General features: G+C 46.2%; 19 protein-coding genes and 1 pseudogene. 11 read left to right on the top strand and 9 right to left on the bottom strand.

The window, feature by feature from the left end:
* The first annotated feature begins 131 nt into the window (after positions 1–131).
* The 7 genes from mreC to tldD are packed head-to-tail and all read left to right on the top strand — an operon-like array spanning position 132 to position 9774.
* The gene (gene mreC, locus R8269_RS21400; RefSeq protein WP_005381142.1) at positions 132–1028 is read left to right on the top strand and encodes a rod shape-determining protein MreC; all 897 of its coding nucleotides are present in this window, start codon (positions 132–134) and stop codon (positions 1026–1028) included.
* Entirely contained in the window at positions 1018–1506 is a 489-nt protein-coding gene (gene mreD / locus R8269_RS21395) for a rod shape-determining protein MreD (protein ID WP_005381141.1), read from the top strand. The genes mreC and mreD overlap by 11 nt, the downstream gene beginning before the upstream one ends.
* A gap of 4 nt (positions 1507–1510) precedes the next feature.
* Positions 1511–2080, top strand: a complete 570-nt coding sequence (locus R8269_RS21390; RefSeq protein ID WP_025767607.1) for a Maf family protein — start codon at positions 1511–1513, stop codon at positions 2078–2080.
* An 18-nt stretch (positions 2081–2098) separates the two neighbouring features.
* Positions 2099–3568 carry a ribonuclease G gene (gene rng / locus R8269_RS21385; protein WP_005381138.1) on the top strand — a complete coding sequence of 490 codons (1470 nt, stop codon included), beginning with the start codon at positions 2099–2101 and terminating at the stop codon, positions 3566–3568.
* A 12-nt stretch (positions 3569–3580) separates the two neighbouring features.
* Positions 3581–7462 carry a YhdP family protein gene (locus tag R8269_RS21380; RefSeq protein WP_171343293.1) on the top strand — a complete coding sequence of 1294 codons (3882 nt, stop codon included), beginning with the start codon at positions 3581–3583 and terminating at the stop codon, positions 7460–7462.
* 33 nt (positions 7463–7495) lie between these two features.
* Positions 7496–8317, top strand: a complete 822-nt coding sequence (locus R8269_RS21375) for a carbon-nitrogen hydrolase family protein (RefSeq protein WP_005381136.1) — start codon at positions 7496–7498, stop codon at positions 8315–8317.
* Between the two features lie 11 nt (positions 8318–8328).
* Positions 8329–9774 (top strand): metalloprotease TldD, encoded by a 1446-nt coding sequence (gene tldD / locus R8269_RS21370; RefSeq protein ID WP_005381134.1) that lies wholly within the window; start codon positions 8329–8331, stop codon positions 9772–9774.
* Between the two features lie 66 nt (positions 9775–9840).
* Here tldD and R8269_RS21365 read toward each other — a convergent pair whose 3' ends face one another.
* Entirely contained in the window at positions 9841–11217 is a 1377-nt protein-coding gene (locus R8269_RS21365) for a PhoH family protein (protein WP_005381133.1), read from the bottom strand.
* 561 nt (positions 11218–11778) lie between these two features.
* Between R8269_RS21365 and rapA the strand changes: the two genes are divergently transcribed.
* Positions 11779–14688 carry an RNA polymerase-associated protein RapA gene (rapA, locus tag R8269_RS21360; protein WP_005388434.1) on the top strand — a complete coding sequence of 970 codons (2910 nt, stop codon included), beginning with the start codon at positions 11779–11781 and terminating at the stop codon, positions 14686–14688.
* A gap of 108 nt (positions 14689–14796) precedes the next feature.
* On the opposite strand, the gene R8269_RS21355 is transcribed toward rapA, so the two are convergent.
* The gene (locus tag R8269_RS21355; protein ID WP_005381130.1) at positions 14797–16062 is read right to left on the bottom strand and encodes an NRAMP family divalent metal transporter; all 1266 of its coding nucleotides are present in this window, start codon (positions 16060–16062) and stop codon (positions 14797–14799) included.
* A gap of 342 nt (positions 16063–16404) precedes the next feature.
* Between R8269_RS21355 and R8269_RS21350 the strand changes: the two genes are divergently transcribed.
* Both R8269_RS21350 and R8269_RS21345 read left to right on the top strand, forming a co-directional pair.
* Positions 16405–17157 (top strand): pseudouridine synthase, encoded by a 753-nt coding sequence (locus R8269_RS21350; protein WP_005381128.1) that lies wholly within the window; start codon positions 16405–16407, stop codon positions 17155–17157.
* Positions 17158–17260: 103 nt separating this feature from the next.
* Positions 17261–18223 (top strand): D-2-hydroxyacid dehydrogenase, encoded by a 963-nt coding sequence (locus tag R8269_RS21345; protein WP_005381126.1) that lies wholly within the window; start codon positions 17261–17263, stop codon positions 18221–18223.
* Positions 18224–18312: 89 nt separating this feature from the next.
* Here the strand turns inward: R8269_RS21345 and yjgA are convergent, their stop codons facing one another.
* Positions 18313–18840 (bottom strand): ribosome biogenesis factor YjgA, encoded by a 528-nt coding sequence (gene yjgA, locus R8269_RS21340; RefSeq protein ID WP_005381124.1) that lies wholly within the window; start codon positions 18838–18840, stop codon positions 18313–18315.
* A gap of 110 nt (positions 18841–18950) precedes the next feature.
* Here yjgA and pmbA point away from each other — a divergent pair, with 110 nt between their 5' ends.
* Positions 18951–20294, top strand: a complete 1344-nt coding sequence (gene pmbA, locus R8269_RS21335; protein WP_005381122.1) for a metalloprotease PmbA — start codon at positions 18951–18953, stop codon at positions 20292–20294.
* 64 nt (positions 20295–20358) lie between these two features.
* Here the strand turns inward: pmbA and mgtE are convergent, their stop codons facing one another.
* The 6 genes and pseudogenes from mgtE to R8269_RS21305 all read right to left on the bottom strand — a co-directional run.
* Positions 20359–21717, bottom strand: a complete 1359-nt coding sequence (gene mgtE / locus R8269_RS21330) for a magnesium transporter (RefSeq protein WP_005381121.1) — start codon at positions 21715–21717, stop codon at positions 20359–20361.
* Positions 21718–21865: 148 nt separating this feature from the next.
* Positions 21866–22141 carry an HPr family phosphocarrier protein gene (locus R8269_RS21325; RefSeq protein ID WP_005381120.1) on the bottom strand — a complete coding sequence of 92 codons (276 nt, stop codon included), beginning with the start codon at positions 22139–22141 and terminating at the stop codon, positions 21866–21868.
* A 2-nt stretch (positions 22142–22143) separates the two neighbouring features.
* Complete coding sequence (gene rapZ, locus R8269_RS21320) at positions 22144–23007, bottom strand: RNase adapter RapZ (RefSeq protein ID WP_005381118.1); 864 nt, start codon at positions 23005–23007, stop codon at positions 22144–22146.
* A gap of 14 nt (positions 23008–23021) precedes the next feature.
* Positions 23022–23468: a PTS IIA-like nitrogen regulatory protein PtsN gene (gene ptsN, locus R8269_RS21315; protein WP_005381116.1), complete on the bottom strand. Its 447-nt coding sequence runs from the start codon at positions 23466–23468 to the stop codon at positions 23022–23024.
* 2 nt (positions 23469–23470) lie between these two features.
* Positions 23471–23758 (bottom strand): ribosome hibernation promoting factor, encoded by a 288-nt coding sequence (hpf, locus tag R8269_RS21310; RefSeq protein ID WP_005381114.1) that lies wholly within the window; start codon positions 23756–23758, stop codon positions 23471–23473.
* A 24-nt stretch (positions 23759–23782) separates the two neighbouring features.
* Positions 23783–24259 (bottom strand): annotated as a pseudogene (locus tag R8269_RS21305) (RNA polymerase factor sigma-54); the annotation flags it as partial.

Here is a 24259-nt window from a genome sequence, read left to right as displayed (position 1 = left end):
GTCGGGCTTCACCTTCATTTCTGCTCTCTCTGTAATTCAAACATGCTCCATACCTAAAAGTATTTAGTTAAGTATTTTTAGGTTGCCAAGTAAGGCTCAATAATTATGGAAGCAATCAGGTCAAAAACAAGATGAAACCGATTTTCGGCAGAGGTCCGTCTCTGCAATTACGTCTGTTTTTTGCTGTCATCGTGTCGGCGAGCTTAATGCTGGCCGATAGTCGTCTAGATACGTTTTCCAACGTTCGATACCTACTAAACAGTATGGTTGCACCGATTCAGTACGCAGCGAATTTACCTCGTAGTATGTTCGATGGCGTATTTGAACGTTTTAATTCTCATCAGGCATTGGTTGAAGGCAATCGCAGCTTAAAGCGAGAAGTGCTACGCCTGAAAAGCGAGCTTATCTTGCTCGACCAATATAAAGAAGAAAACCAACGCTTACGTAAGTTGTTAGGATCTTCATTTGTCCGTGATGAAAAGAAAGTCGTGACAGAAGTAATGGCGGTGGATACTTCACCTTATCGTCATCAAGTGGTGATCGATAAAGGCCGTATTGATGGTGTTTACGTTGGTCAGCCTGTTATCAATGAGAAAGGCATCGTTGGTCAGGTCACGTTTGTCGCAGCGCACAACGCACGTGTTCTGCTGCTAACGGACGCGAAAAATGCAATTCCTGTCCAGGTGATCCGCAATGATATCCGAGTGATCGCATCGGGCAATGGTGAAATGGATGAAATCCAACTAGAACACATTCCAACCAGCACAGATATTCAGGTTGGTGATTTATTGGTGACATCCGGTTTAGGTGGCATTTACCCTGAGGGATACCCAGTCGCGACGGTTACCAATGTGGATCACGATACGCGTCAAGAGTTCGCTTCAATCAAGGCTGAGCCGGTTGTGGAGTTTGATCGCTTACGCTACCTACTGCTGATTTGGCCGAATGAAGACCGTCAACACAAAGTACTGCGGTCCAATGTAGATGAAGGGTTAGAGCAAGAACAAGAGGTAACCGATGGCCAATAATGTATTGAGTAGCCGAATGGTGATTGGCGTCAGTTTCTTCGTTGCACTGGTACTGCAAACCATTCCATGGCCAGGTGTGTTAGATGTGTTACGCCCTTCATGGTTGTTCCTTGTTACGTGTTATTGGGTGTTGGCACTACCGCACCGAGTGAACGTCGGAACTGCGCTAGTGCTAGGCTTATTGTGGGATATCTTGATCGGCTCAACGCTTGGAATTCGTGGCATGATGATGTCGATCGTTATCTACCTCGTTGCGCTGAATTTCCTGTTGATTCGTAACATGGCATTGTGGCAACAGTCGATTTTAATTGCCTTTTTTACTGCGTTATTGGAAGTTTTGATATTCTGTGGGGAATATTTGAACCAGGACGTAGTATTTAATCCATTATCTCTGTGGACGGCGGCAATAAACTGTATACTTTGGCCATGGATGTTTTTATTAATGCGACGAGTTCGTCGTGCATGGCACGTAAGGTAAAGCGGTGAAGAAAAGCTTATCTCTCGTTCTCGCATCGGGTTCTCCGAGAAGAAAAGAGCTGCTTGCTCAACTGGGTTATGATTTTGAGATCGTATTGCCTGATATTGAGGAAGCCAAACAGGCTCATGAGCAAGCACGAGATTACGTGTTGCGTCTTTCTTTGGAAAAAGCTCAGGCAGGCTTAGCGTTGGCTAAGCCTGATTCCGTTGTATTGGGCTCTGATACGGTCGTGGTATGCGATGACCGTGTGCTAGAAAAACCAAAAAGTTTTGAAGATTCAAAGCGTATGCTTACTGGCTTATCGGGTCGTCGTCATCAAGTGATGACTGCGGTGAGCGTTGTATCATCGGAACAACAACATTCAGTGGTCGTTACCACTGACGTGTGGTTCAAACCACTGACTCACGAAGAAATCGAACAATATTGGCAGTCAGGAGAGCCATGCGATAAAGCTGGAAGTTATGGTATTCAGGGACTCGGAGGGCGATTTGTCACCCGAATCGAAGGCAGTTATCACGCTGTAGTAGGCTTACCTTTGTTCGAAACCGATCAGCTAATTCAAGAATTTTTATAATTGTTTTGAGGTGTGCACATGAGTGCAGAATTGCTGCTTAACGTGACCCCGAGTGAAACTCGTGTGGCCATGATTGAAGGTGGAGTACTACAAGAAATACATATCGAGCGCGAATCGCGTCGCGGTATTGTGGGCAATATATACAAAGGCAAAGTAAGCCGAGTGTTACCAGGTATGCAGGCGGCTTTCGTCGACATTGGTTTAGATAAAGCGGCATTTTTACATGCGTCAGATATTGTTCCCCATACCGAATGTGTGGCAGAAAACGAAAAACAGCAGTTTCAAGTCCGTGATATCTCTGAGCTGGTACGCCAGGGACAAGACATTGTTGTGCAAGTGGTCAAAGATCCGCTCGGCACGAAAGGTGCGCGTTTAACGACGGATATCACCTTACCTTCGCGTTATCTTGTTTTTATGCCGGGGGCTAGCCATGTCGGTGTTTCGCAGCGTATTGAAAGTGAGAAAGAGCGTGAGCGTTTGAAAAAGGTGGTGAACCATTACTGCGATGAGCACGGTGGTTTTATCATTCGTACCGCGGCAGAAGGCGCTGATGAAAAAGAGCTCTCTCAAGATGCGGCATTTCTAAAGCGTTTGTGGCTAAAAGTCATGGAGCGTCGCTCAAAATACAAAACGCGTTCAACACTTTACGGTGAACTCGGCTTAGCTCAACGCATTCTGCGTGACTTTGTTGGCACAGAGCTCGATAAGATCATGGTCGACTCCCGCCTTGAATATGAAAACCTGAAAGAATTCACTTCTGAGTATGTACCGGAGTTAACAGATAAGCTTGAGCTTTACGAAGGTGACAAGCCAATCTTTGACATGTACGACACCGAAAACGAAATTCAGCGTTCTTTAGAGCGCAAGGTCGAGCTAAAATCGGGCGGCTATTTGATCATCGATCAAACCGAAGCCATGACCACCATCGACATCAACACAGGTGCATTTGTTGGTCGTCGTAATCTCGAAGAGACGATCTTCAATACCAATATAGAGGCAACGCAAGCTATTGCGCGTCAGCTACGTTTACGTAACCTCGGCGGTATCATCATTATTGATTTTATCGATATGGCATCCGAAGAGCATCGTCAGCGAGTACTTACCTCACTGGAAACGGCACTTGCGAAAGACCGAGTAAAAACCAACATCAACGGCTTTACCCAGCTTGGTTTAGTTGAAATGACGCGTAAGCGTACGCGAGAAAGTATTGAACATATCTTGTGTTCTGGCTGTCCTACTTGTGAAGGCCGTGGCAGCGTGAAAACGGTCGAAACCGTATGCTTTGAGATATTACGTGAGATTACTCGTGTGAACCGTGCTTACGACGCCGATAATTTTGTCGTGTACGCATCGCCGTTTGTTGCTGAAGCGCTGTTGGGCGATGAGTCTCATGCGTTGGCAGAGCTCGAAGTATTTATTGGCAAGCAAGTGCGAGTTCAGGCTGAACCCCTGTACATTCAGGAACAGTTTGACGTCGTAATGATGTAATTTGGAACATTTGTGAATTCTGGTGTTAACCGTTTTGGGCGTTTTTGTGCGTGGAGTTTAGTTACTGTATTGGTGTTATTAGCCATATTAGTGACCACGCTGCGCGTCACATTGCCGCAACTTAACCATTTCCAAGATGAGATCAAAACCTGGGTCAAACAAGGCACAGGTTTTGACGTTTCTATTGCCAATGTCGCAGGGACGTGGCGCAATAATCATCCCTCAATTGCGTTACTGGGTTTAGAGGCAAATCTACCAAACGTGCAAGATGCACGCTTCGCTGTTGAAGAAGTCCAAATTGAGTTCGATCTTATTCAATCTCTTTTTCAACTTAAACCTGTAGTTGCAGACCTTACCATTCATAACCTCGCTTTAGACATTCACACGGTAGACATTCTGCCGACTTCTCATCGTCAAGATCCGAAGCCTGAAGTGGATAAGAGCGAAGTGAAACTCATTGACCAACTCGACTCACTTCTTTTACGTCAGTTCGAAGATTTCACTATTAGCGATTCACGGATTTGGTATAAGTCTGTGTCAGGTGAAACTCGCCGTTTAGATATTGAGCAGCTTCGTTGGAGCAATCAAGGGAAACGTCACGTAGCCGAAGGCACGGTTAGCATTGCCGATGTTCGCCTGAACTCATTGTTAGTAAGCGCTAACTTTAAAGATCATGGCTCGTTGCGTGATGTATCTGGTGAGTTTTACGTGAGTGCTCAAGATGTCTCGGTCACACCTTGGCTGACCACTTACATGCAAGAAGAGTCAGGAGCAGAGTCGGGTAAAGTCAGCTTAAATACTTGGCTAACGCTCAAACATAGCCAACCGCATGATGCTTATGTTGAATTGCTGCCTTCCGAGTTGGTGTGGAATGAAGATGGACATCATGAGCTGTTTATTGAGTCTGGAATTTTCAATCTTCGACCAGATAAACAAGGCTGGAAAGTAAATGGCCACTCACTTCAGATCAGAACCGATAATACCCCTTGGCCAGAGCTAGACGTCGCGTTTGATTGGCAACCAAACGGCTGGATGCTTAATCTCTCTCAACTCGACATCGAAGCACTCATTCCGCTCATCAAGCTGGCTCCGGAGTCAGAGTCGACCAGTGACCTTATTAACAAACTAGCACCGAAAGGTCGGGTCGAAGATGTCCGATTGTCAATGAACGGTGGTTTAGACACCTTACGCTACTCGGCTGAACTGGATGAACTCGCGATGACACAATGGGAGCTCCTACCCGGGTTTCATCACGTACAGGGCAGCGTATCGGGGGATGTGAATCAAGCTAAAGCAAAAGTCACCGTCATTGATGATGTCTTTCCGTACGGTGATGTATTCCAAGCTCCGCTGAATATCAAACAAGGTGAAGTCGATATTATCTGGCAGCAAGATGATGCGGGTTGGCGTTTGTGGTCGGATAAAGTGACGGCAGCAACGCCTGATCTTCAAGTTTTGGGGGCATTTCGTCTTGATTTCCCAAAAGAACAAAGCCCATTTTTATCGTTCTATGCCGAAGCGGATCTCTACAACGCGGGTGAAACATGGCGCTATCTACCGACTCTGGCACTTGGACAAGACTTGACCGACTATCTTTCGACCGCGATTCAGGGCGGAAAAGTGAATACAGCGAAATTGTTGTGGTATGGCGAGTTAGGTGATTTTCCTTACAAAGAACATAATGGCATGTTCCAAGCTTGGGTTGGATTAAAAGACGCGAAATTTAGCTTTGATACGGCATGGCCAACCATCACGGATTTGCAGCTAGACTTGCTGTTTGAAAATGATGCCATGTATTTGGATTCAAAATCAGCCACACTAAATGGCGTTCATGCCAAGCGTATCACTGGGCGAATCCCTGAGTTGGCAGAAGGTGGACACATCGAGATTGAAGCGAAAGCAAGCGCGCCGGGTAATGAAGTCCGTGACTACATGATGGCGACGCCATTAGTGGATTCAGTCGGTGCCGCATTGACAGCGCTGCAAGTGAGTGGTCCCGTTTACTCTGAGTTTCAACTCAATATACCGTTTGATTTTGAGAAAGAGTCTCGCGCTTGGGGTTATGCAGATTTAACAGAAAATCGTGTTGATATTGAAGCGCCGCCAATGACGCTTGAAAACGCCACAGGGCGCATCACCTTCGACAATGATGTGGTTACCACATCGGGTTTGTCGGCCGAATTATTACAACAGCCTATCTCTCTTGATTTCCATGGAGAGAGTGCGGAGCAAGGCTACAACGTGACAATTAATACACTAGGAGATTGGGATGTCGAGCCTCTCAAACCCTATGTCGGTGAGCGTTGGTTAAACCTTGTTTCTGGCCATGCGCCGTGGCAAATGGACATTGACTTGCAACTCAATGATGTTGGTTTCACTTATCAGCTTGAAGTGCTGGCGCAGCTAAATCGTCTGGCTAGTCAATATCCTTATCCTTTAGCGAAACAAATTGGCGAGTCTGGGCAAGCGAAACTGCAAGCATCCGGCAACCAAGAGAGTATTTCAGCAAGACTACAGATCCCAAATGTGAAGTATCAAACTGAGATAGATATCGCTGGCGATGTCCCGGTTCTGACTGCGACTCATTTAATGGTTGGCAAAGGTGGCTTCCGGATTAGTCCTATTGTCGGGCACGATGCTTCGGTGCGTGTCGAAGAACTGAATTTAGACCAATGGGCTGAGCTTGCGCAGGTCTCTGAGAGCAAGCCTTCATCGTCTGTTTTGGCAAGCATGAAAACGCCGACCATTCCATTGCCGACACGCATTGAAGTTGAAACGCCAAACTTACAGCTCGGTGGGATTGAGTTTCATGATGTGGATTTTTCAGCAAGCAAGAAAAATTTGAGTTGGCAACTCGATGTGGACAGTCAAGAGGTTAAAGGGAAAGCTAACTATCTGAAACCCTATGATCTATCGGTCTCTTTAGAGCACTTGCATCTGTACATCCCAGGGTTTGAAGAGATGACCAAAGAGCGCAGCTCAATCTTTGCGAGTGAAGATCAAAACGCACCTTTGATTACCAATTTTGACCGCAAGTTTCACGCTGAGATGCCAAACTTAACTTTGAACATTGATGATTTTTGGCTGCAAGGCTACAAAGTGGGCAAAGTGAATGTTGATTTGCAGCGTCGCCAGAACCGCTTGGAGTGGAAAAATATCACCTTTAGTAGCGGCAAAAACCGCATTGATATGAGTGGTTGGTGGGACCTGACGAAAGAGAGTAGTCATTCCAACTTAACCATGAAAATGAAAGGTGATAACAACACCGATCTTATGGAGCGCTTTGGTATTACATCAGGCATTCAACAAGCACCATTTGAGATCAATGCCAATATGGAATGGGACGGCGCACCTTGGTCAATGAAGACACAAACCTTGCAAGGAAACGTCTCAACGGAATTTGGTAAAGGCGTGATCAGTGAAGTTAGTGGTGCGGCACGCTTGTTAGGCTTGTTTAGCTTGGATTCTATCATCCGTAAGATGCAGCTCGATTTTACCGACGTATTCGATAAAGGCATGGCATTCAACTCGATCACGGGAACGGGCAAAATCCAAGACGGTGTGTTTATCACCAATGATATCGTAATGGATGCGTTAGCAGGGGAAATGCAAATCCGCGGCATCGCTAATATGAACAGCAGAATGGTTGATGCGGAAGTGAAATTCACACCAGACATCACATCAGGCCTACCAATGCTGACCGCGTTTGCCGTTGCGCCTCAAACTGCTTTGTATGTCTTGGCCATCTCTACGGTGATATCTCCGGTGGTTGAGGTCTTCACTCAAGTCAATTATGAAGTGAAAGGCCCACTAGATTCACCAACGGTGAAAGAAATTTCGCGAAGTAAAGGTGAATATAAGCTGCCAGAAAAACTGCGTGAACAGGCCAAATAACTCACCGAATATAATGGAATAGGGAGGAAACACATGGAGCGTGTTGGCATTATTCAAATGACTTCGGGTCCGGATATTAACGCGAATTTGGACTTCATTGAAAAACAGTGTGCTTTAGCGAGCAAGCAAGGTGCCAAACTTGTTCTTACTCCTGAAAATACAGTGCTATTTTCCAGTCGCGAAGCTTATCATCAACATGCAGAGCCACTTGGCAGTGGCATGATTCAACAGCGGCTCTGTGAAATCGCTAGAAAGAACCAGTTAACGCTAATTGTCGGAAGCATGCCCATTCAAACCGCAAAAGGTGTCACCACCACAACACTTGTATTTCCGCCGCACGGTAAATGCATTGCTCACTATGACAAACTGCATATGTTTGATGTCGACGTAGCCGATGGTTATGGTAGTTATCGTGAGTCGGATACGTTTATGGCGGGTAATCAAATAGTCGTTGCGGAAACTGATATCGGCAGTGTTGGATTGAGTATTTGTTATGATTTACGTTTCCCAGAACTTTATAAAGTATTGCGTCAAGAAGGGGCGGATATCATTGTGGTGCCCGCTGCGTTTACCGCTGTGACGGGGCAAGCTCACTGGGAAGTATTATTGCGAGCTAGAGCGATTGAGACACAATGTTGGATTTTGGCAAGCGGACAAACTGGAACGCATCCATGTGGACGAAAAACATGGGGACACTCAATGGTCGTTGACCCTTGGGGACGTATCCATAAACAGCTTCAGGATGAAGTAGGCTTATTGGTGACAGAGATAGATTTGTCACAAAGCCAACAAGTAAGGCAGAATATGCCGCTGACTCAACACAGTCGCTTTCAAAATGAATTGAGACGGAAATAAAAGAGCTAACTATGAGCACAAACCAAATAGAACAGGCACTCCTTGCCCCAAATGGTCTGACAGAACAAGACATTGCTGACACGCTTGCCAGCATTGCGACGCGCCAGATCGATTATGCGGACATTTACTTTCAGTCCAGCTGGCATGAGTCTCTGGTTCTAGAAGACAGCATCATCAAAGATGGCTCTTTTAACATTGATTGTGGTGTTGGTGTCCGTGCAGTAACTGGCGAGAAAACAGGCTTTGCCTACTCTGATCAAATCCAGCCTGAAGGCCTGAAGCAGAGTGCAATGGCGGCGCGCGGTATTGCTCAGCAAGGGCAAAATGGCAAAGTCCAAGCGTTTAAACGCACCGAAAACCAAGCGTACTACGCGGCTGTGAATCCACTAGCTGAATGGGAAAAGCAGCAAAAAACAGAATTACTCAAATCTCTAGATGCTTACATCCGCACTAAAGAACCATTGATTAAAGAAGTTTCGATCAGCATCAGCGGTGTGCATGAGCAGATGCTTGTTGCGGCAACAGACGGTACTTATGCAGGCGATATTCGTCCTTTGGTGCGTTTGTCTATTAGCGTGCTCGCACAAAAAGGTGAACGACGTGAACGCGGTAGTGCTGGTGGCGGCGGCCGTTTCGGTTACGATTTCTTTTTAACGGAAAGCAATGGTGTGAAACAAGCTTTTCATTACGCAGACGAAGCGATTCGCATGGCGTTAATCAACCTTGAAGCAGAAGCCGCACCAGCTGGCATGATGCCAGTGGTATTGGGCTCAGGTTGGCCTGGCGTGTTGCTACACGAAGCGGTAGGTCATGGCCTAGAAGGTGACTTTAACCGGAAGGAATCTTCGGTTTTCTCTGGCAAAATGGGTCAACAAGTGACGTCTTCGTTGTGTACCATCGTCGATGATGGCACGTTAAAAGACCTTCGTGGTTCACTGAATGTGGATGATGAAGGGGTAAACGGTCAGTACAACACGCTTATCGAGAATGGTGTGCTGAAAGGCTATATGCAAGACAAGCTAAACGCGCGGCTAATGGGTGTAAATCCAACGGGTAACGGTCGTCGTGAATCGTATGCACACTTGCCAATGCCTCGTATGACCAACACCTACATGCTTCCAGGTGAACATACGCCAGAAGAAATTATCTCGACGGTCGAGAAAGGGTTGTATGCGCCAAACTTTGGTGGCGGCCAGGTGGACATTACTTCGGGTAAGTTTGTGTTCTCTGCATCGGAAGCGTACTTGATTGAAAACGGTAAAATTACGCGCCCTGTTAAAGGTGCGACGTTGATTGGCTCAGGTATCGAAGCAATGCAGCAAGTGTCTATGGTCGGTAACGACCTAAGTATCGACAAGGGCGTTGGCGTATGTGGTAAAGCAGGTCAAAGTGTGCCAGTTGGTGTTGGTCAGCCGACCTTGAAGCTGGACTCACTGACAGTGGGTGGCACGGAGTAACTCAGTCGAATCGTTATAAAAAGAGCGCTCATTAGAGCGCTCTTTTGCTTTGTGAGTCGGTGTCAATTACAGGTTTTCTTCAGCAAATTCCGCCAAGCGGCTACGAACCACGCCGTTGAGGTGAATATTTGCGCTGCCTTCAAAGTTCTTGAAGCGCTCAACCATGTACGTCAATCCTGATGTCACTGGGGTGAGGTAATGAGAGTCAATCTGCGCCAAGTTACCGGAGCAGACGATTTTGGTTCCTTCGCCACAGCGGGTAATGATGGTTTTGATTTGTGATGCAGTGAGGTTTTGACACTCATCAAGCAGTACAAACGCATTTTGAATCGAACGGCCACGCATAAAGTTGATCGATTTAAATTGAATGTTGGCTTTATCGCAGATGTACTTCAATGAGCCTTCAGTGCAGTGATCGTGTTTATGTAGTGCTTCCAAGGTATCGGTCACCGCCGCTAACCACGGCATCATTTTCTCCTCTTCGGAGCCGGGTAAGAAGCCGATGGATTCACCGATATCTGGCGTGTTACGTGTTACGATAATTTTATCGAACATGCTTTTTTCAATGGTTTGCTCCAATGCTGCTGCCATTGCCAGTAATGTCTTACCACTACCCGCCGCACCCGTTAGAATCACCAAGTCAATTTCTGGATCGAGTAAGGCATCTAACGCCATTCCCTGGTAGATATTTTTAGGTGTGATGTCCCAAGCCTTACGATGCATTAGACGTTCGCGGCTCAGGTCGAGAAGCGTTAGCTTGTCTTCATTGATGGTTTCTACGCGACCAGCAAAGTCACTGTCTTCATCAATAACGTATTGGTTGATAAAGGTTGGGTCGAAGGGTTCGCGACTGAGTTTGTGGTAAGTTTTTCCGCCCAGTGCATAGCTTTCTACTTCCTCAATACCGCTCCAGAAATCACCTTCACGCAATTGAAAGCCTTTGGTTAGGTATTGAATGTCGTCAATCAGTTGGTCGGTTCTATAGTCCTCAACAAAGCGTACACCAGCCCCTTTGGCTCGCAGACGCATGTTGATGTCTTTCGTGATCAGTACCACTTCACGTGGTGCACGTTTATTTTGCAGATAAAGCACCGCGTTGAGAATACGGTTGTCACCGGCCTTGTCGGCGAAGGCTTTGACGGTTTCCTGCAGTTCAAAATCCGCCAAAATGGAAATAGTACCTTGGTCGGGGTTGTCTTTAGAAACAGGAATACCTTCAGAGATTTCATCTGGCGTTGCTTCTTTAAACAAATCTTCCAAGGTGCGAATAGCTACGCGCGCATCTCTTGCAACGTCGCGCTTGCTGTCTTTGATTCGGTCGAGTTCTTCCAACACGGTCATGGGGATAACGACATCGTGTTCTTGGAAAGAGAAGATGGCAAAGGGTTCATGAAGAAGAATGTTGGTATCGAGTACAAACAGTTTCCGATCGGTATCGCCCATAGCGTCTCCTTGCCGTAGTACGGCTCTGCATGCGAGTTGTTAGGTCGTTTCCAAATAGGTGTGAAGTGACCTAACTCTGATTGCTTGCAATAGAGGTTGTCGGGCTGATGTCGGCTAGTGTGCAACCGAGTAGCAAGACAACTTACTGCAAACCCGTGTTGATCCTAATCGTGTACTAACGCGCTTAAATCATATGCAATGGTTTTAAACGCCCCTCATTAGAAGTATACGTAATATTTACGTTCTACAACTTAATAATTGGCATGAGTATTTTACAATTTGATTGCATTTAGAGTTTGGGAAAAAAAGTTTCTGCTTGGTGCGGTTTCGGCGTGACCTAAATCACAGCTTCAAGTAAGATTAGCGACCTTTTTCTGCGTATAGGCTACGTCCGATTTATCATGTTGAGCTGGCTTAAAAAATACTCAGTTCATACTGAAATGACGAATGCTATCGGCATAGCAGAAGCCAGAATCAGATCTAAACTATTATCCATGCCCACGGGCATGAGTAGACCAACAAGAAATACGAATCAAGAACTAATAACGAGGTAGTCAATTCATGACATTTGCTTTGGGGCAGCGCTGGATTAGCGATACGGAAAGCGATTTAGGTTTAGGTACCGTTGTAGCAATGGATGCTCGTACTGTGACATTGATGTTTGCAGCGTCAGAGGAAAACCGAGTTTACGCACGTAACGATGCACCTGTTACCCGAGTCACCTTTAATGTTGGGGATGTCATCGATTGCCAAGAAGGTTGGTCTCTAAAAGTAGAAGAAGTACTGGAAGATGAAGGTCTTTACACCTATTTCGGTACTCGTGAAGACACGCAAGAAACCGCTGTTGTTCTGCGTGAGATTTTCCTTAGCAACCAAATTCGTTTTAACAAACCTCAAGATAAGTTGTACGCCGGTCAAATCGACCGTATGGACAACTTTGTTCTGCGTTACCGTGCGCTAACCAACCAGTTTGAGCAGCATAAGAGCCCAATGCGTGGCCTATGTGGTATGCGTGCAGGTTTGATCCCTCATCAGCTTTACATCGCGCACGAAGTTGGCCGTCGTCACGCGCCACGCGTCTTGTTGGCGGATGAGGTAGGTTTGGGTAAAACCATCGAAGCGGGCATGATCATCCACCAACAAGTTCTGTCTGGTCGTGCCGAACGCATTTTGATTGTGGTGCCTGAAACACTGCAGCATCAATGGCTGGTTGAGATGATGCGTCGTTTCAATCTGCATTTCTCTATCTTTGACGAAGAGCGCTGTATCGAAGCTTTTGCGGATGCAGAAAACCCATTTGATACTCAGCAATATGTGCTGTGTTCTTTGGATTTCCTACGCAAGAGCCGCAAGCGTTTTGAACAAGCACTGGAAGGTGAATGGGACCTACTGGTCGTCGATGAAGCGCATCACCTTGAATGGAGCCAAGATAAACCGAGCCGTGAATACCAAGTGGTAGAAGGCTTGGCTGAACGTACTCCAGGTGTGTTGCTACTGACTGCAACGCCAGAGCAGCTTGGTCGTGAGAGTCACTTTGCTCGTCTGCGTTTGTTGGATCCAGACCGCTTCTATGATTACGAAGCGTTCGTTGAGGAAGAAGAGCAATACGCGCCCGTAGCAGATGCGATTACTTCACTCTTTTCCGGTGAAAAGCTACCTAATGAAGCAAAAAACCAGATCACTGAGTTGTTGTCTGAACAAGACGTAGAACCACTTTTCCGTATTATCGAAAGTGAAGCGGACGAAGAAGCTAAAGCGTCGGCACGCCAAGAGCTGATCGATAACTTGATGGATCGTCATGGTACAGGGCGTGTTCTGTTCCGTAATACGCGCGCGGCCATCAAAGGCTTCCCTACGCGTAACGTGCATCTGATGCCAATGGATATTCCACCGCAATACACTACATCAATGCGTGTTGCTGGGATGATTGGCGGTAAGATGAGTTCTGAAGCACGTGCGATGAAGAACCTTTACCCGGAAGAAATTTTCCAAGAATTTGAAGGCGATGACGCGAGCTGGTGGCAGTTTGACTCGCGTGTGAATTGGTTGCTTGAAAAAGTAAAAGAGAAGCGCAGCGAGAAAATCCTCGTGATTGCTTCTCGTGCGAGTACCGCGCTGCAATTGGAGCAAGCACTGCGTGAGCGTGAAGGTATCCGCGCCACCGTTTTCCACGAAGGTATGTCGATTCTTGAACGTGACAAAGCGGCGGCTTACTTTGCGCAAGAAGAAGGTGGAGCACAAGTTCTTATCTGTAGCGAAATCGGCTCTGAAGGTCGTAACTTCCAGTTTGCCAACCAACTTGTCATGTTCGACTTGCCATTCAACCCAGACTTGCTTGAGCAACGTATTGGTCGTTTGGACCGTATCGGTCAAAATCGCGATATCGACATTCATGTTCCTTACCTGAAAGGCACATCGCAAGCGATCTTAGCACGTTGGTTCGATGAAGGCCTGAACGCTTTTGCGGAAACCTGCCCAACAGGCCGTGCTGTTTACGATAAGTACTCCGATGATCTGATTGAAATTCTTGCCTCTGGTGATACCAGCACGCTAGATGAGATCATTGAAGCGTCAGCAAAAATGAATAAAGAGCTGAAATCCCAATTGGAGCAAGGCCGTGATCGCCTATTAGAAATGCATTCGAATGGCGGGGAAAAAGCACAACAAATCGTTGAGAAAATTGAATCAACTGACGGCGATACCAATCTGGTCACCTTCGCACTTTCTCTTTTTGACACGATTGGCCTGAATCAAGACGATAAAGGTGAAAACGCCCTGATTGTGACCCCATCTGAGCACATGATGGTGCCAAGCTACCCAGGTCTGCCATACGAAGGAGCGACGATCACGTTTGATCGTGATACAGCGTTATCTCGTGAAGATATGCACTTTATCAGTTGGGAACACCCAATGATCCAGGGTGGTATCGATCTTCTTATGAGTGAAGGGGTGGGGACGTCTGCGGTATCTCTATTGAAAAACAAAGCGTTACCAGTCGGGACTATTCTTCTTGAGTTGATTTACGCGGTAGATGCGCAAGCGCCAAAACGCAGTGGTATCGCGCGCTTCTTACCGAAAACGCCAATCCGTTTAATGATGGACTCGCGTGGTAATGATTTGTCTGCTCAAGTGGAGTTTGAAAGCTTTAACCGCCAGCTCAGCCCTGTAAACCGTCACTTAGGTAGCAAGTTGGTTACGTCGGTACAGAAAGACGTACACCGCTTAATTGAAGCTGGTGATGTTCTTATTGAAGAGAAGGTCGAAGAAGTACGCAAGCAAGCTCATCAAGATATGCAGCATAGTTTGAATGCAGAACTTGAGCGTTTGCAAGCACTGAAAGCGGTGAACCCAAATATTCGTGACGAAGAAATTGAAGCTATCGACGCACAAATTAAAGAGCTTACTGGTTATATCAACCAAGCTCAGGTTCAGCTCGACTCGCTGCGTTTGATTGTGGTGAGCCACAACTAAGTAAGTATTTATTGCTCATTAAAAAAGGTCTTCAGTTGAAGACCTTTTTCTTTATTTACGGTTTAGTTTCTTTATGCGGAATGCATTAATCACTGATAGCTATCTCATTTACATCAACCACTTCCACCAGATAAATACAGCCAAGAAGCCAAACAAGTAAATCAGGCCTGCAATCGACAACCACTTTAGTTTAGGTCCAACAGCCAAAGGCTCAGGTAACTCAGTTTTGCTCACTAAGGTGTAATTTAGCAGAGCAAAGAATGGCGTGGTCATAAAGGCGAGAATCATCGCAAAGTTCAGCATAGGCAATAACGCAGAAGCCCAGAAAACCACAATACCTAATGCAAGTAAGGAGACTACCAGCATGATCGCTGAAGTGGTTTTAGGGTTAGTGTCTGGTTGTGAGCGCAGTAGGCGTTGAGAATCCGAAATAACGCGCGAATAGCCATCAATAACGGTAATCGTGCTGCCAAAGATACAGAAAAACGCAATTACCGCGATTAAGTAACGAGACCATTCGCCAATCGTTGCCGCATATAAGCCAACCAATTGGTGGGAGAAGCCAACGCCAGAGCTTTCAAGCGCAACGCCAGAACCATAAAGCATCAAAGAGCCTAGCGATACAAAGATAATGGCAAGAAACGCCGTGCCAATATAACCGACATTAAAGTCAAATAGAGCAGAGCGGTATGTTACTTCTTGCTGGCTTGATTGGCGTTTTAGCCATGCTGAGGTTAAACAGGAGATCTCTATCGGTGCAGGCATCCACCCCATTGTCACGACGATAAAACCAATAGCCGCAATAGACCAAGGTGACGGCGGCTCGAAGTTGGCTACTTGCTCAACAGGGTTACCAAAGGCGATAGAAACAGCGAGTAAAGTCGCGATGGTTAACACCGACATGATCACCTTAGATAGCGTATCGAGCGCTTTGTAATGGCCAGCAAATAATATGATCAGGCAGGTGACAATCACAATGATGCTGAGTGATGCCATTGATAGTGAAAACGGAATGAAGTAGCCCAGCAAGCTAGCGCTAAACATCAACAAAGCGGCGGTATTGATGACGGCCGATACCACGCTAAGAAATAGAAATAGCCATAGATAAGGCCGACCTAATTTCGCGTAGCCCTCAACCAAGGTGAGCCCTGTCCCCATGGTGTACTGTACGCCCGCTCGGAAAAAAGGGTATTTAAACAGGTTTACGAGCAGAATCAGTGCAGCCAATTGCCAACCATAAATCGCACCAGCCTTGGTTGATGCCACGAGGTGAGAGCCACCGACCGCAGCAGATGCCATTAATATGCCGGGGCCTAGTGAACGAAAAAATAAGGAAAGTTTGGATTGGGGTTTATCTATAACGGCGGAGTCCATTGCTTATTGTCCTTTTTATCTTATGTATCTTTCTAAAGAGATACATACCGCAGTACATGACAAACTGAGCGCTCGCCCTATACTGCGCAACGGTAATGTCTTTTAAATGCTGTGTTTTGATGTATTTATTTTAAGTATTCTTTGCGAATATCATGCTGTGTGCATCTAGCACTCTATTCAGTTATGCGTCTTGTTGTCAAACTAAATTTACAACGTGCTATTTTTAGTTTTTATGCTAAAGGATTGACTTTGTTTTATTGGGTTGAACTTTTCTTCAGAATCCTGCATCTGGGTGCTATTTGGGTATATAATCGCGGCGTTTTTATTTTGTAGAGATCTCCCATGGCAATGCTTGAATATACCCCTCCCACCGACCCTTGGGTTGATATCGTTTTTGAGGATGACGACATTCTGGCAGTGAATAAGCCATCAGGGCTGCTGTCTGTCCCTGGTCGCCTTGCAGAGCATTACGACAGCATGTGGAGCCGCCTCAAAGAGTTGCATCCAGAAATTCAAGTTGTGCATCGCTTGGATATGTCGACATCAGGGTTGATGTTGCTGGCGAAAAACAAACCCGCGGAGCGAGCATTAAAAAAGCAGTTCCAATATCGCCTCACTCACAAGGTGTATTACGCACGTGTTTGGGGGCATGTTGAGTCGCAAGAAGGGAATATTGATCTTCCATTAATTTGTGATTGGCCAAATCGTCCACGACAAAAAGTATGTTTTGACGACGGCAAACCATCTCAAACTTTATTCCAAGTAGTGAAGCGTGAAGTGCACCCTGATGGCACCCATACAACCGTTGTGCGACTACTGCCCATTACTGGTCGATCGCATCAGTTACGCGTGCATTTGATGGCGATTGGTCATGCGATTGTGGGTGATGAGTTTTATGCAAGCGAAGAGGCGTATCAGTTTTCAGAGCGTTTAGAGTTGCACGCTGCGGAGCTAAGTTTTTATCATCCAGCTACGGATCAGCTGAGCAGTATTTTTGTACCCTGTGACTTTTATTCTGAAGCCGAGGCGATGATCTTTAACTATTTTTCGCCAGAGCGTACATTGCCTGATTATAAAACGTTGCCACACCCTTAATGCCAATTGCACTCAACAGCGGTTCTTTCTAGTTCGCTATTTTTGGCTATTTCGTTACTGTGGTTGATGTATCCTGTCTTTCAGCCGTGAACAAGGAGTTGTTATGTCTTTGCCAAGCATCGTATTTTTAGATCGAGCGACCATCCCAGAACATATTGAGATCCCACGACCTAGCTTTCCGCACCACTGGCGTGAGTACGACCTAACTGCGCCTGGGCAGGTAATAGAAAGGTTAGCAGATGCCGATATCGTGATTAGCAATAAAGTCCTGCTTGACCAACATGTATTAGAGCAACTACCAAAATTACGGATGATCGCGGTTGCCGCAACTGGTTTTAACAACGTCGATGTGAACTACTGTGCTAATCATGATATTGCGGTTGCTAATGTACGTGGTTACGCGACGCGTTCGGTGCCCGAGCACGTGATGGCAATGTTATTCGCTTTAAGACGGAATTTATTTGGGTACCACCAAGATATTGCCGCAGGTGAGTGGCAGCGTAACCAGCAGTTTTGTTTTTTTACGCACCCAATCGGGGATATTGGTGGTAGCACGTTAGGTGTTGTTGGTAGCGGGGCACTAGGGCAAGCGACGGCGAATCTGGCTCAAGCGTTAGGAATGACCGTCTTGTTTTCTGAGCGTAAAGGGGCGGCAGAATGTAGACCAGGTTATGTGTCGTTTGAGGAAGTATTAAAACGCTCCGATGCGCTGACTTTGCATTGCCCGCTCAACGATCATACTCAGAATTTAATTGGTCAAGCAGAGTTGAAACAAATGAAGTCCAACGCCATTTTGATTAATACAGGGCGTGGAGGTTTGGTGGATGAGAGCGCACTGGTGGATGCCTTAAAACAGCAAGAAATTGCAGCGGCTGGTTTTGATGTTTTTACACAAGAACCGGCTGATGAGAGCAATCCGCTGATTGCCAATATGAGTTTACCTAATTTGTTACTGACACCGCATGTTGCATGGGGCAGCGACTCATCTATCCAACGTTTAGCGGAAATCCTGATTGAGAACATTAACGCTTTCGATCGCGGAGACCGCGTTAATCGCTTAGTGTAACGCTGACTGTAAAACCAAAGATAAAAAAAGCAGACATTGACGTCTGCTTTTTGCGTTTAAATCGAATGCTCATTGCGTGAGCCCTCGAATTAAAACTCTTCTTCGTTTAGACCTTTAAGGATCTGAAAGATTTCGCGGTACGCTTTTGCTGGTTTCCCAGCTTTTTTCTCTTTCGCTGCTTGGCGAGCAAGTTGGCGTAGACGCTGACGATCCGCTTCTGGGTACATTTCCATTACGTCATCAATGGCTTTGTCACCTTCTTCCACTACGCGATCACGCAACGCTTCAAGTTTGTGGAATACCGCCGTTAATTGAGAGTGCTTATTACGAATTTTATCCAGTGCGGCTTGGATTGGCTCTGGATCTTCGTAACGCATCAATTTACCGATACGTTGCAATTGGCGACGACGCGCTTCATTTTTAAAGCGTTGCGCGTCAGCAATTGCTTCTCGCAAATCTTCGCTCAATGGAAACTTTTCTAGAACTGAAGGTTTGAGGCCGACAAGCTCCTCACCTAGCTTTTGCAGTTCTTCCATGTCTCGCTTCATCTCGGATTTACTTACCCAGATGATCTCTTCTTCTGGTTCCCATGGCGCTTTTTGATTCTTACGTGCCATTTCAGTTGCCTGTGTTTTGATTAATATTATGACTATTTTAACAAGAATCATGGGGAGAAAGCGAAATTCTTGTTATCCTATTGTTCATCAAAGACAAGATGTGAAAGACAATGGATATTAAACAGCAGGTTGCTGAGCAACGTACCGAGCTAGAGCAAGCCGTCGCAAGAGCCTTAAAGCTTGCATCGGCAAAATCTGACGCCGCCGAAGTCGCAATTACTAAAAGCACTGGTTTAAGTGTTTCAACTCGTATGGGTGAAGTAGAAAATGTCGAGTTCAACAGCGATGGTGCGCTGGGCATTACCGTTTACCGAGGTCAACGCAAAGGCAGTGCTTCCACGTCTGATTTAAGTGAAGCGGCAATCGAGCAAACCGTTATAGCGGCGCTAGATATTGCACATTACACATCTGAAGACCCATTTGCAGGCCCTGCAGCGAAAGAATACATGGTGCAAGATATCCCTGAGCTTGATCTTTTCCACCCTGACGCACCCGATCCAGACTATGCTGCCAATGTGGCGATTGCAGCAGAAAAAGAGGCGCTAAGTTATAACAGTGCAATCAAACAAAGTGATGGCGCGAGTTATGATAGTCATTACGGCGTGAAAGTGTATGGCAATAGCCATGGCTTATTAGCTAGTTATGCGTCTAGCCGCCATAGTACTAGCTGTTGTGTAATTGGCGTTGGTCAAAACGGCGAGATGGAACGTGATTACAGCTACACCGTGGCACGTCATCGTGATGACTTATGGACCCCAGAAACGGTGGGTCGTAAGGCGGCAGAGAATACGGTTAACCGCTTAGATGCGCAGCGTCTAAAAACAGGTCAATACCCAATCATGTTTGCGGCTGATGTTGCGACAGGCTTGATTGGCCATCTCGTTATGGCGATCAGCGGTGGTAACCTGTACCGAAAATCTTCTTTCTTACTTGACCATCTAGGCAAACAAGTGCTTCCTGAATGGTTCAATATCTCAGAACGTCCGCATGTATTGCGTGGTTTGGCATCAAGTCCATTCGATAGTGAAGGTGTGTACACTCAAGACCGTGAGATCATTACCGACGGTGTGCTAGCAACTTATCTGTTAACCAGTTATGCCGCACGTAAAATGAAGATGACGCCGACAGGTCACGCTGGTGGGATTCATAACTGGTACGTGAAGTCGACAGGCCAAAACTTCGAGCAAATGCTTAAAGAGCTCGGTACTGGTCTTCTAGTGACAGAGGTTATGGGACAAGGTGTGAACGTGGTAACGGGTGATTACTCTCGCGGTGCCGCAGGCTTCTGGGTTGAGAACGGCGAGATCCAATACCCAGTATCAGAAATTACCATCGCAGGTAATCTAAAAGACATGTTCACCAAGATTGTAGCGGTTGGTAGTGATATTGAAACGCGCTCACAAATCCAAACGGGCTCTATCCTACTGGATACCATGAAAGTGGCGGGTGAATAAGCTTTTCTAGCAATTCAGAATCAAAAAAGCCTGATGTGTTCATCAGGCTTTTTCGTTTTTGCTGTTAGGTAATCAGTATTGTGGCAAGCCCTAAGAAGACAGATAAACCAATCACATCCGTCACTGTTGTTAATGCCATACCACCAGCTAAAGCGGGATCGATGTTCATTTTTTTCAATAGGATTGGAATCGTTACTCCGGCAATACCTGCGACCAATAAGTTGGTCAGCATGGCGGCGGAAATGATTCCTCCGAGCATCCAGTTACCTTTCCAAGCAACAACAATACCACCAATAATCAGCGCCCACATGATGCCGTTAAGTAAGCCGATCGAGGCTTCTTTCATTAACAGTTCGCGTTTGTTTGAGTCACCGATATGACCAAGAGCAAGACCACGAATCACTAGTGCGACGGTTTGGTTACCAGCGACACCACCCATGGACGGAACAATCGTCATCAATACCGCAATGGCGGCCATTTGGTCTAATGTGGCCTCAAACATGTTAGAAACGGAAGCAGCAGCAAGGGCGGCTAATACGTTAGCGCCAAGCCAGATACTGCGTTTGCGAGCTGATTTTACAACAGGCGCGAAAGTATCTTCGTCATCGTCCATACCCGCCATACTCATCATCGAGTGTTCCGCGTCTTCACGAATAACGTCAACCACGTCATCGATGGTGATACGACCGACCAAATGCAAGTTTTCATCAACAACAGGTGCAGATACCCAATTACGGCGTTCGAACAGACTCGCAACATCTGAGTCGCTAGTATCGACGGTGATGGCCTCGTCCGCGTCTTCCATTACATCAATGATTTTTACGTCTGGCTGAGTGGTAATAAGCGTCGTGATCGGCAGTTCACCGATGAGCTTACTCTCTTCATCGATCACATACAGGGCATCCGTAGCTTCTGGAAGCTCGCCTTTCATACGTAGATAACGCAAAACTACGTCCACATCTACGTCACCACGAATTGTGATGACGTCGGTGTTCATCAGTCCACCCGCGGTGTCTTCTGGGTAGGATAGGGCGGTTTCGACCCGTAGGCGGTCAGATGAGTCCATTTGCGACAGGACTTCGCGTGACAGGTTGTCAGGCAAGCTACGCAGTACGTAAGCCACGTCATCGGTATCCATGCCTTCTGTCGCTTCTGCAAGCGCTTCTGGTGCCATTTTGGATACGAGGCTGTCTTTGACGTCTTCGTTCAGCTCGTCAAGGATTTCACCATAATCTTCAGGGTCGGTGAGTTGCCAAAGAACTTCACGGCTCTTACGTGGGGAGGCTTCTAAAAGGTGAGCGATATCCTCAGGTTCCATGTCCTGTAATTGACGACGAACATGGACGAAGCGGCCATTTTCTAGCGCTTCTGTGACTTCTTGGAGGGCTTGGTGAGCTTGGTCGAATTCAATTTGCTCTGCCATTCATTCCTCCCAATTCCTGATATTTACAATGCGTTGAATAATAACTTAATTCTAGGCGCCTTTTAATAACAACTTATGATACTAAGCAAATTTATTTATTAGGTCAGGGAAGAGAAAGATAATGGGAGGTAAGAAAAAAGCGAGTAAACTACTCGCCTTCATCAAATTTATCTTCGATCAAGTGGCAAACGGCATCCAGTGCTTCTTCCGCTTGCCCACCCGTTGCGTGGATCGTGACGTATTGTCCTTGAGCGGACTCTAGCATTAACAGGCCCATTACGCTGTCTGCTGTGGCGGTTTTGTCTTCTTCATTGTCGATGGTGATGACCGCTTCAAAGCTCTGTGCCAGTTCGACCAGTTTGACTGCTGCACGAGCATGTAAGCCAAGGCGGTTTTGAATCAATACTTTACGACTTAACTCCACGGCTATTCCTTAGCGTTTTTCTCTAGTGAGGTATGGCGAATTTGTACTTGGTGTCCTTTGTTGGCGAAGTATTCACCGATTTGCTGAGTTAAGTACACCGAGCGGTGCTTACCACCAGTACAACCGATTGCAACGGTCAGGTAGCTGCGGTTGTTTTTCTCAAGCAGAGGTAACCAATTCTCTATAAAGCTTTCAATTTGATATTTCAAACTTAACACCGATTGGTGTTGCTCTAAAAATGCGGCGATAGGAGCATCCAGACCTGTAAGCGGGCGTAGTGCTGGTTCCCAATGTGGGTTAGGTAAGAAGCGAACGTCGAATACGTAATCGGCATCGGAAGGCAGGCCGTATTTAAAACCAAAAGACTCAAATACCATAACGAGCCCTTTGCGATCTCTGCCTTCAACGCGCATACGCACGGTTTCACTCAATTCATGCAAAGACTGCCCACTACTATTTAGGACCAGATCTGCATGCGCTTTGAGTGGCGTCAAAATTTGCTTCTCACGCTCGATGGCTTGATCGAGCGAGAGGGAGGTGCCACCTAAAGATAACGGGTGAATTCGGCGTGTTTCGCTGTAGCGTTTGAGTAGCGTTTCTTTATTGGCGTCCAAGAAAAGCACGGTCACATCAAGCTCAGTTTTTAACTGTTCTAGTGTACTCGTCAGTTCTTTTAGCTTTTTAGGAATATTACGAATATCAATGCTGACTGCAACATTCTGTTTGCTGTCAGCAACAGAATGAACAAATGCGTCCAGCAAGTTAACTGGCAGGTTATCAACACAGTAGTAACCTAAGTCTTCCAGTACACGAAGCGCAATACTTTTACCGGCACCTGAGTGCCCGCTAACAACGATTAGTCGCATGGAGTTAGTCCTGCTTATTGGTGAATCATGATGTCGTAAAGTTCTTCATCACTCTGAGCATTACGCAGTAGTTTTAATACTTGCTTATCGCTCAGACGTTCTGCCATAGAGGATAGAGTCTTGAGGTGCTCTTTGCACTGTTCTTCTGGTACAAGGAGCGCAAAAAGAAGATCGACAGGTCGATTGTCAATCGCATCAAATTCGATTGCTTCATCACATTGTAGTAAGACAGCAATGGCCTTGTCGCTTGATTGCATTCTCGCGTGAGGGATCGCAATACCGTTTCCGATACCGGTACTGCCCATTTTTTCTCTATTGAGCATGCATTCGAACAGCTCGGTAGAATCTTGGCCCGTTTGATCAGCCACGATACGGCTGATCATTTCAAGGGCGCGTTTTTTACTCGTGCAGTGGACCGCACTTTTGGTGCAGTCCAATGACAGTATTTCGCTCAGTTGCATGATTAATGACTGTTTAGTTTTTCTTTGTGCTTATTAAGTTGGCGAACCAATTTATCTACCAGCGAATCGATCGCGGCATACATATTTTCGTCATCTGCTGATGCGTGGATTTCGCCTTGATTTATGTGAAGCGTAGCTTCCGCGATTTGAGTAATTTTTTCAACTTTTAGTACAACATGCACTTGATTGATATGGTCGAAGAACCTTTCGAGCTTCTGAAACTTAGAATTTACATAGTCTTGCATTGAATCGGTAAGATCAACGTGATGGCCTTGAATATTGATTTGCATAGACTTTCCTTTTCAGTTAGTGCCTTATAATAGGCGTTTACGCTGACTTGAAGGGGCAATTCCCAAGGATTCGCGATATTTGGCTATCGTACGTCTTGCGACCTGAATCCCTTGGTCAGCCAGAAGAGCAGCAATCTTGCTATCACTCAGTGGTTTGGCAGTATTCTCTGCTGCGACCAGTTTTTTAATGAGTGCACGAATTGCTGTTGACGAACATTCTCCGCCGTTGTCAGTACTAACATGGCTAGAGAAGAAGTACTTCAATTCAAAAATACCACGTGGTGTATGCATAAATTTTTGCGTTGTTACACGAGAAATCGTGGATTCATGCATGTCCACAGCCAAAGCGACATCATTGAGCACCATTGGCTTCATGGCTTCCTCACCATACTCGAAGAAATCTTGTTGATGTTCAACAATACATCTTGCAACTTTGAGTAGCGTCTCGTTTCTACTCTCTAAGCTCTTAATTAACCATTTTGCCTCTTGCAAATTGCTGCG

Source organism: Vibrio sp. Vb0667 (assembly GCF_033391095.1).
This window is presented reverse-complemented; position numbering and strand designations above follow the sequence as displayed.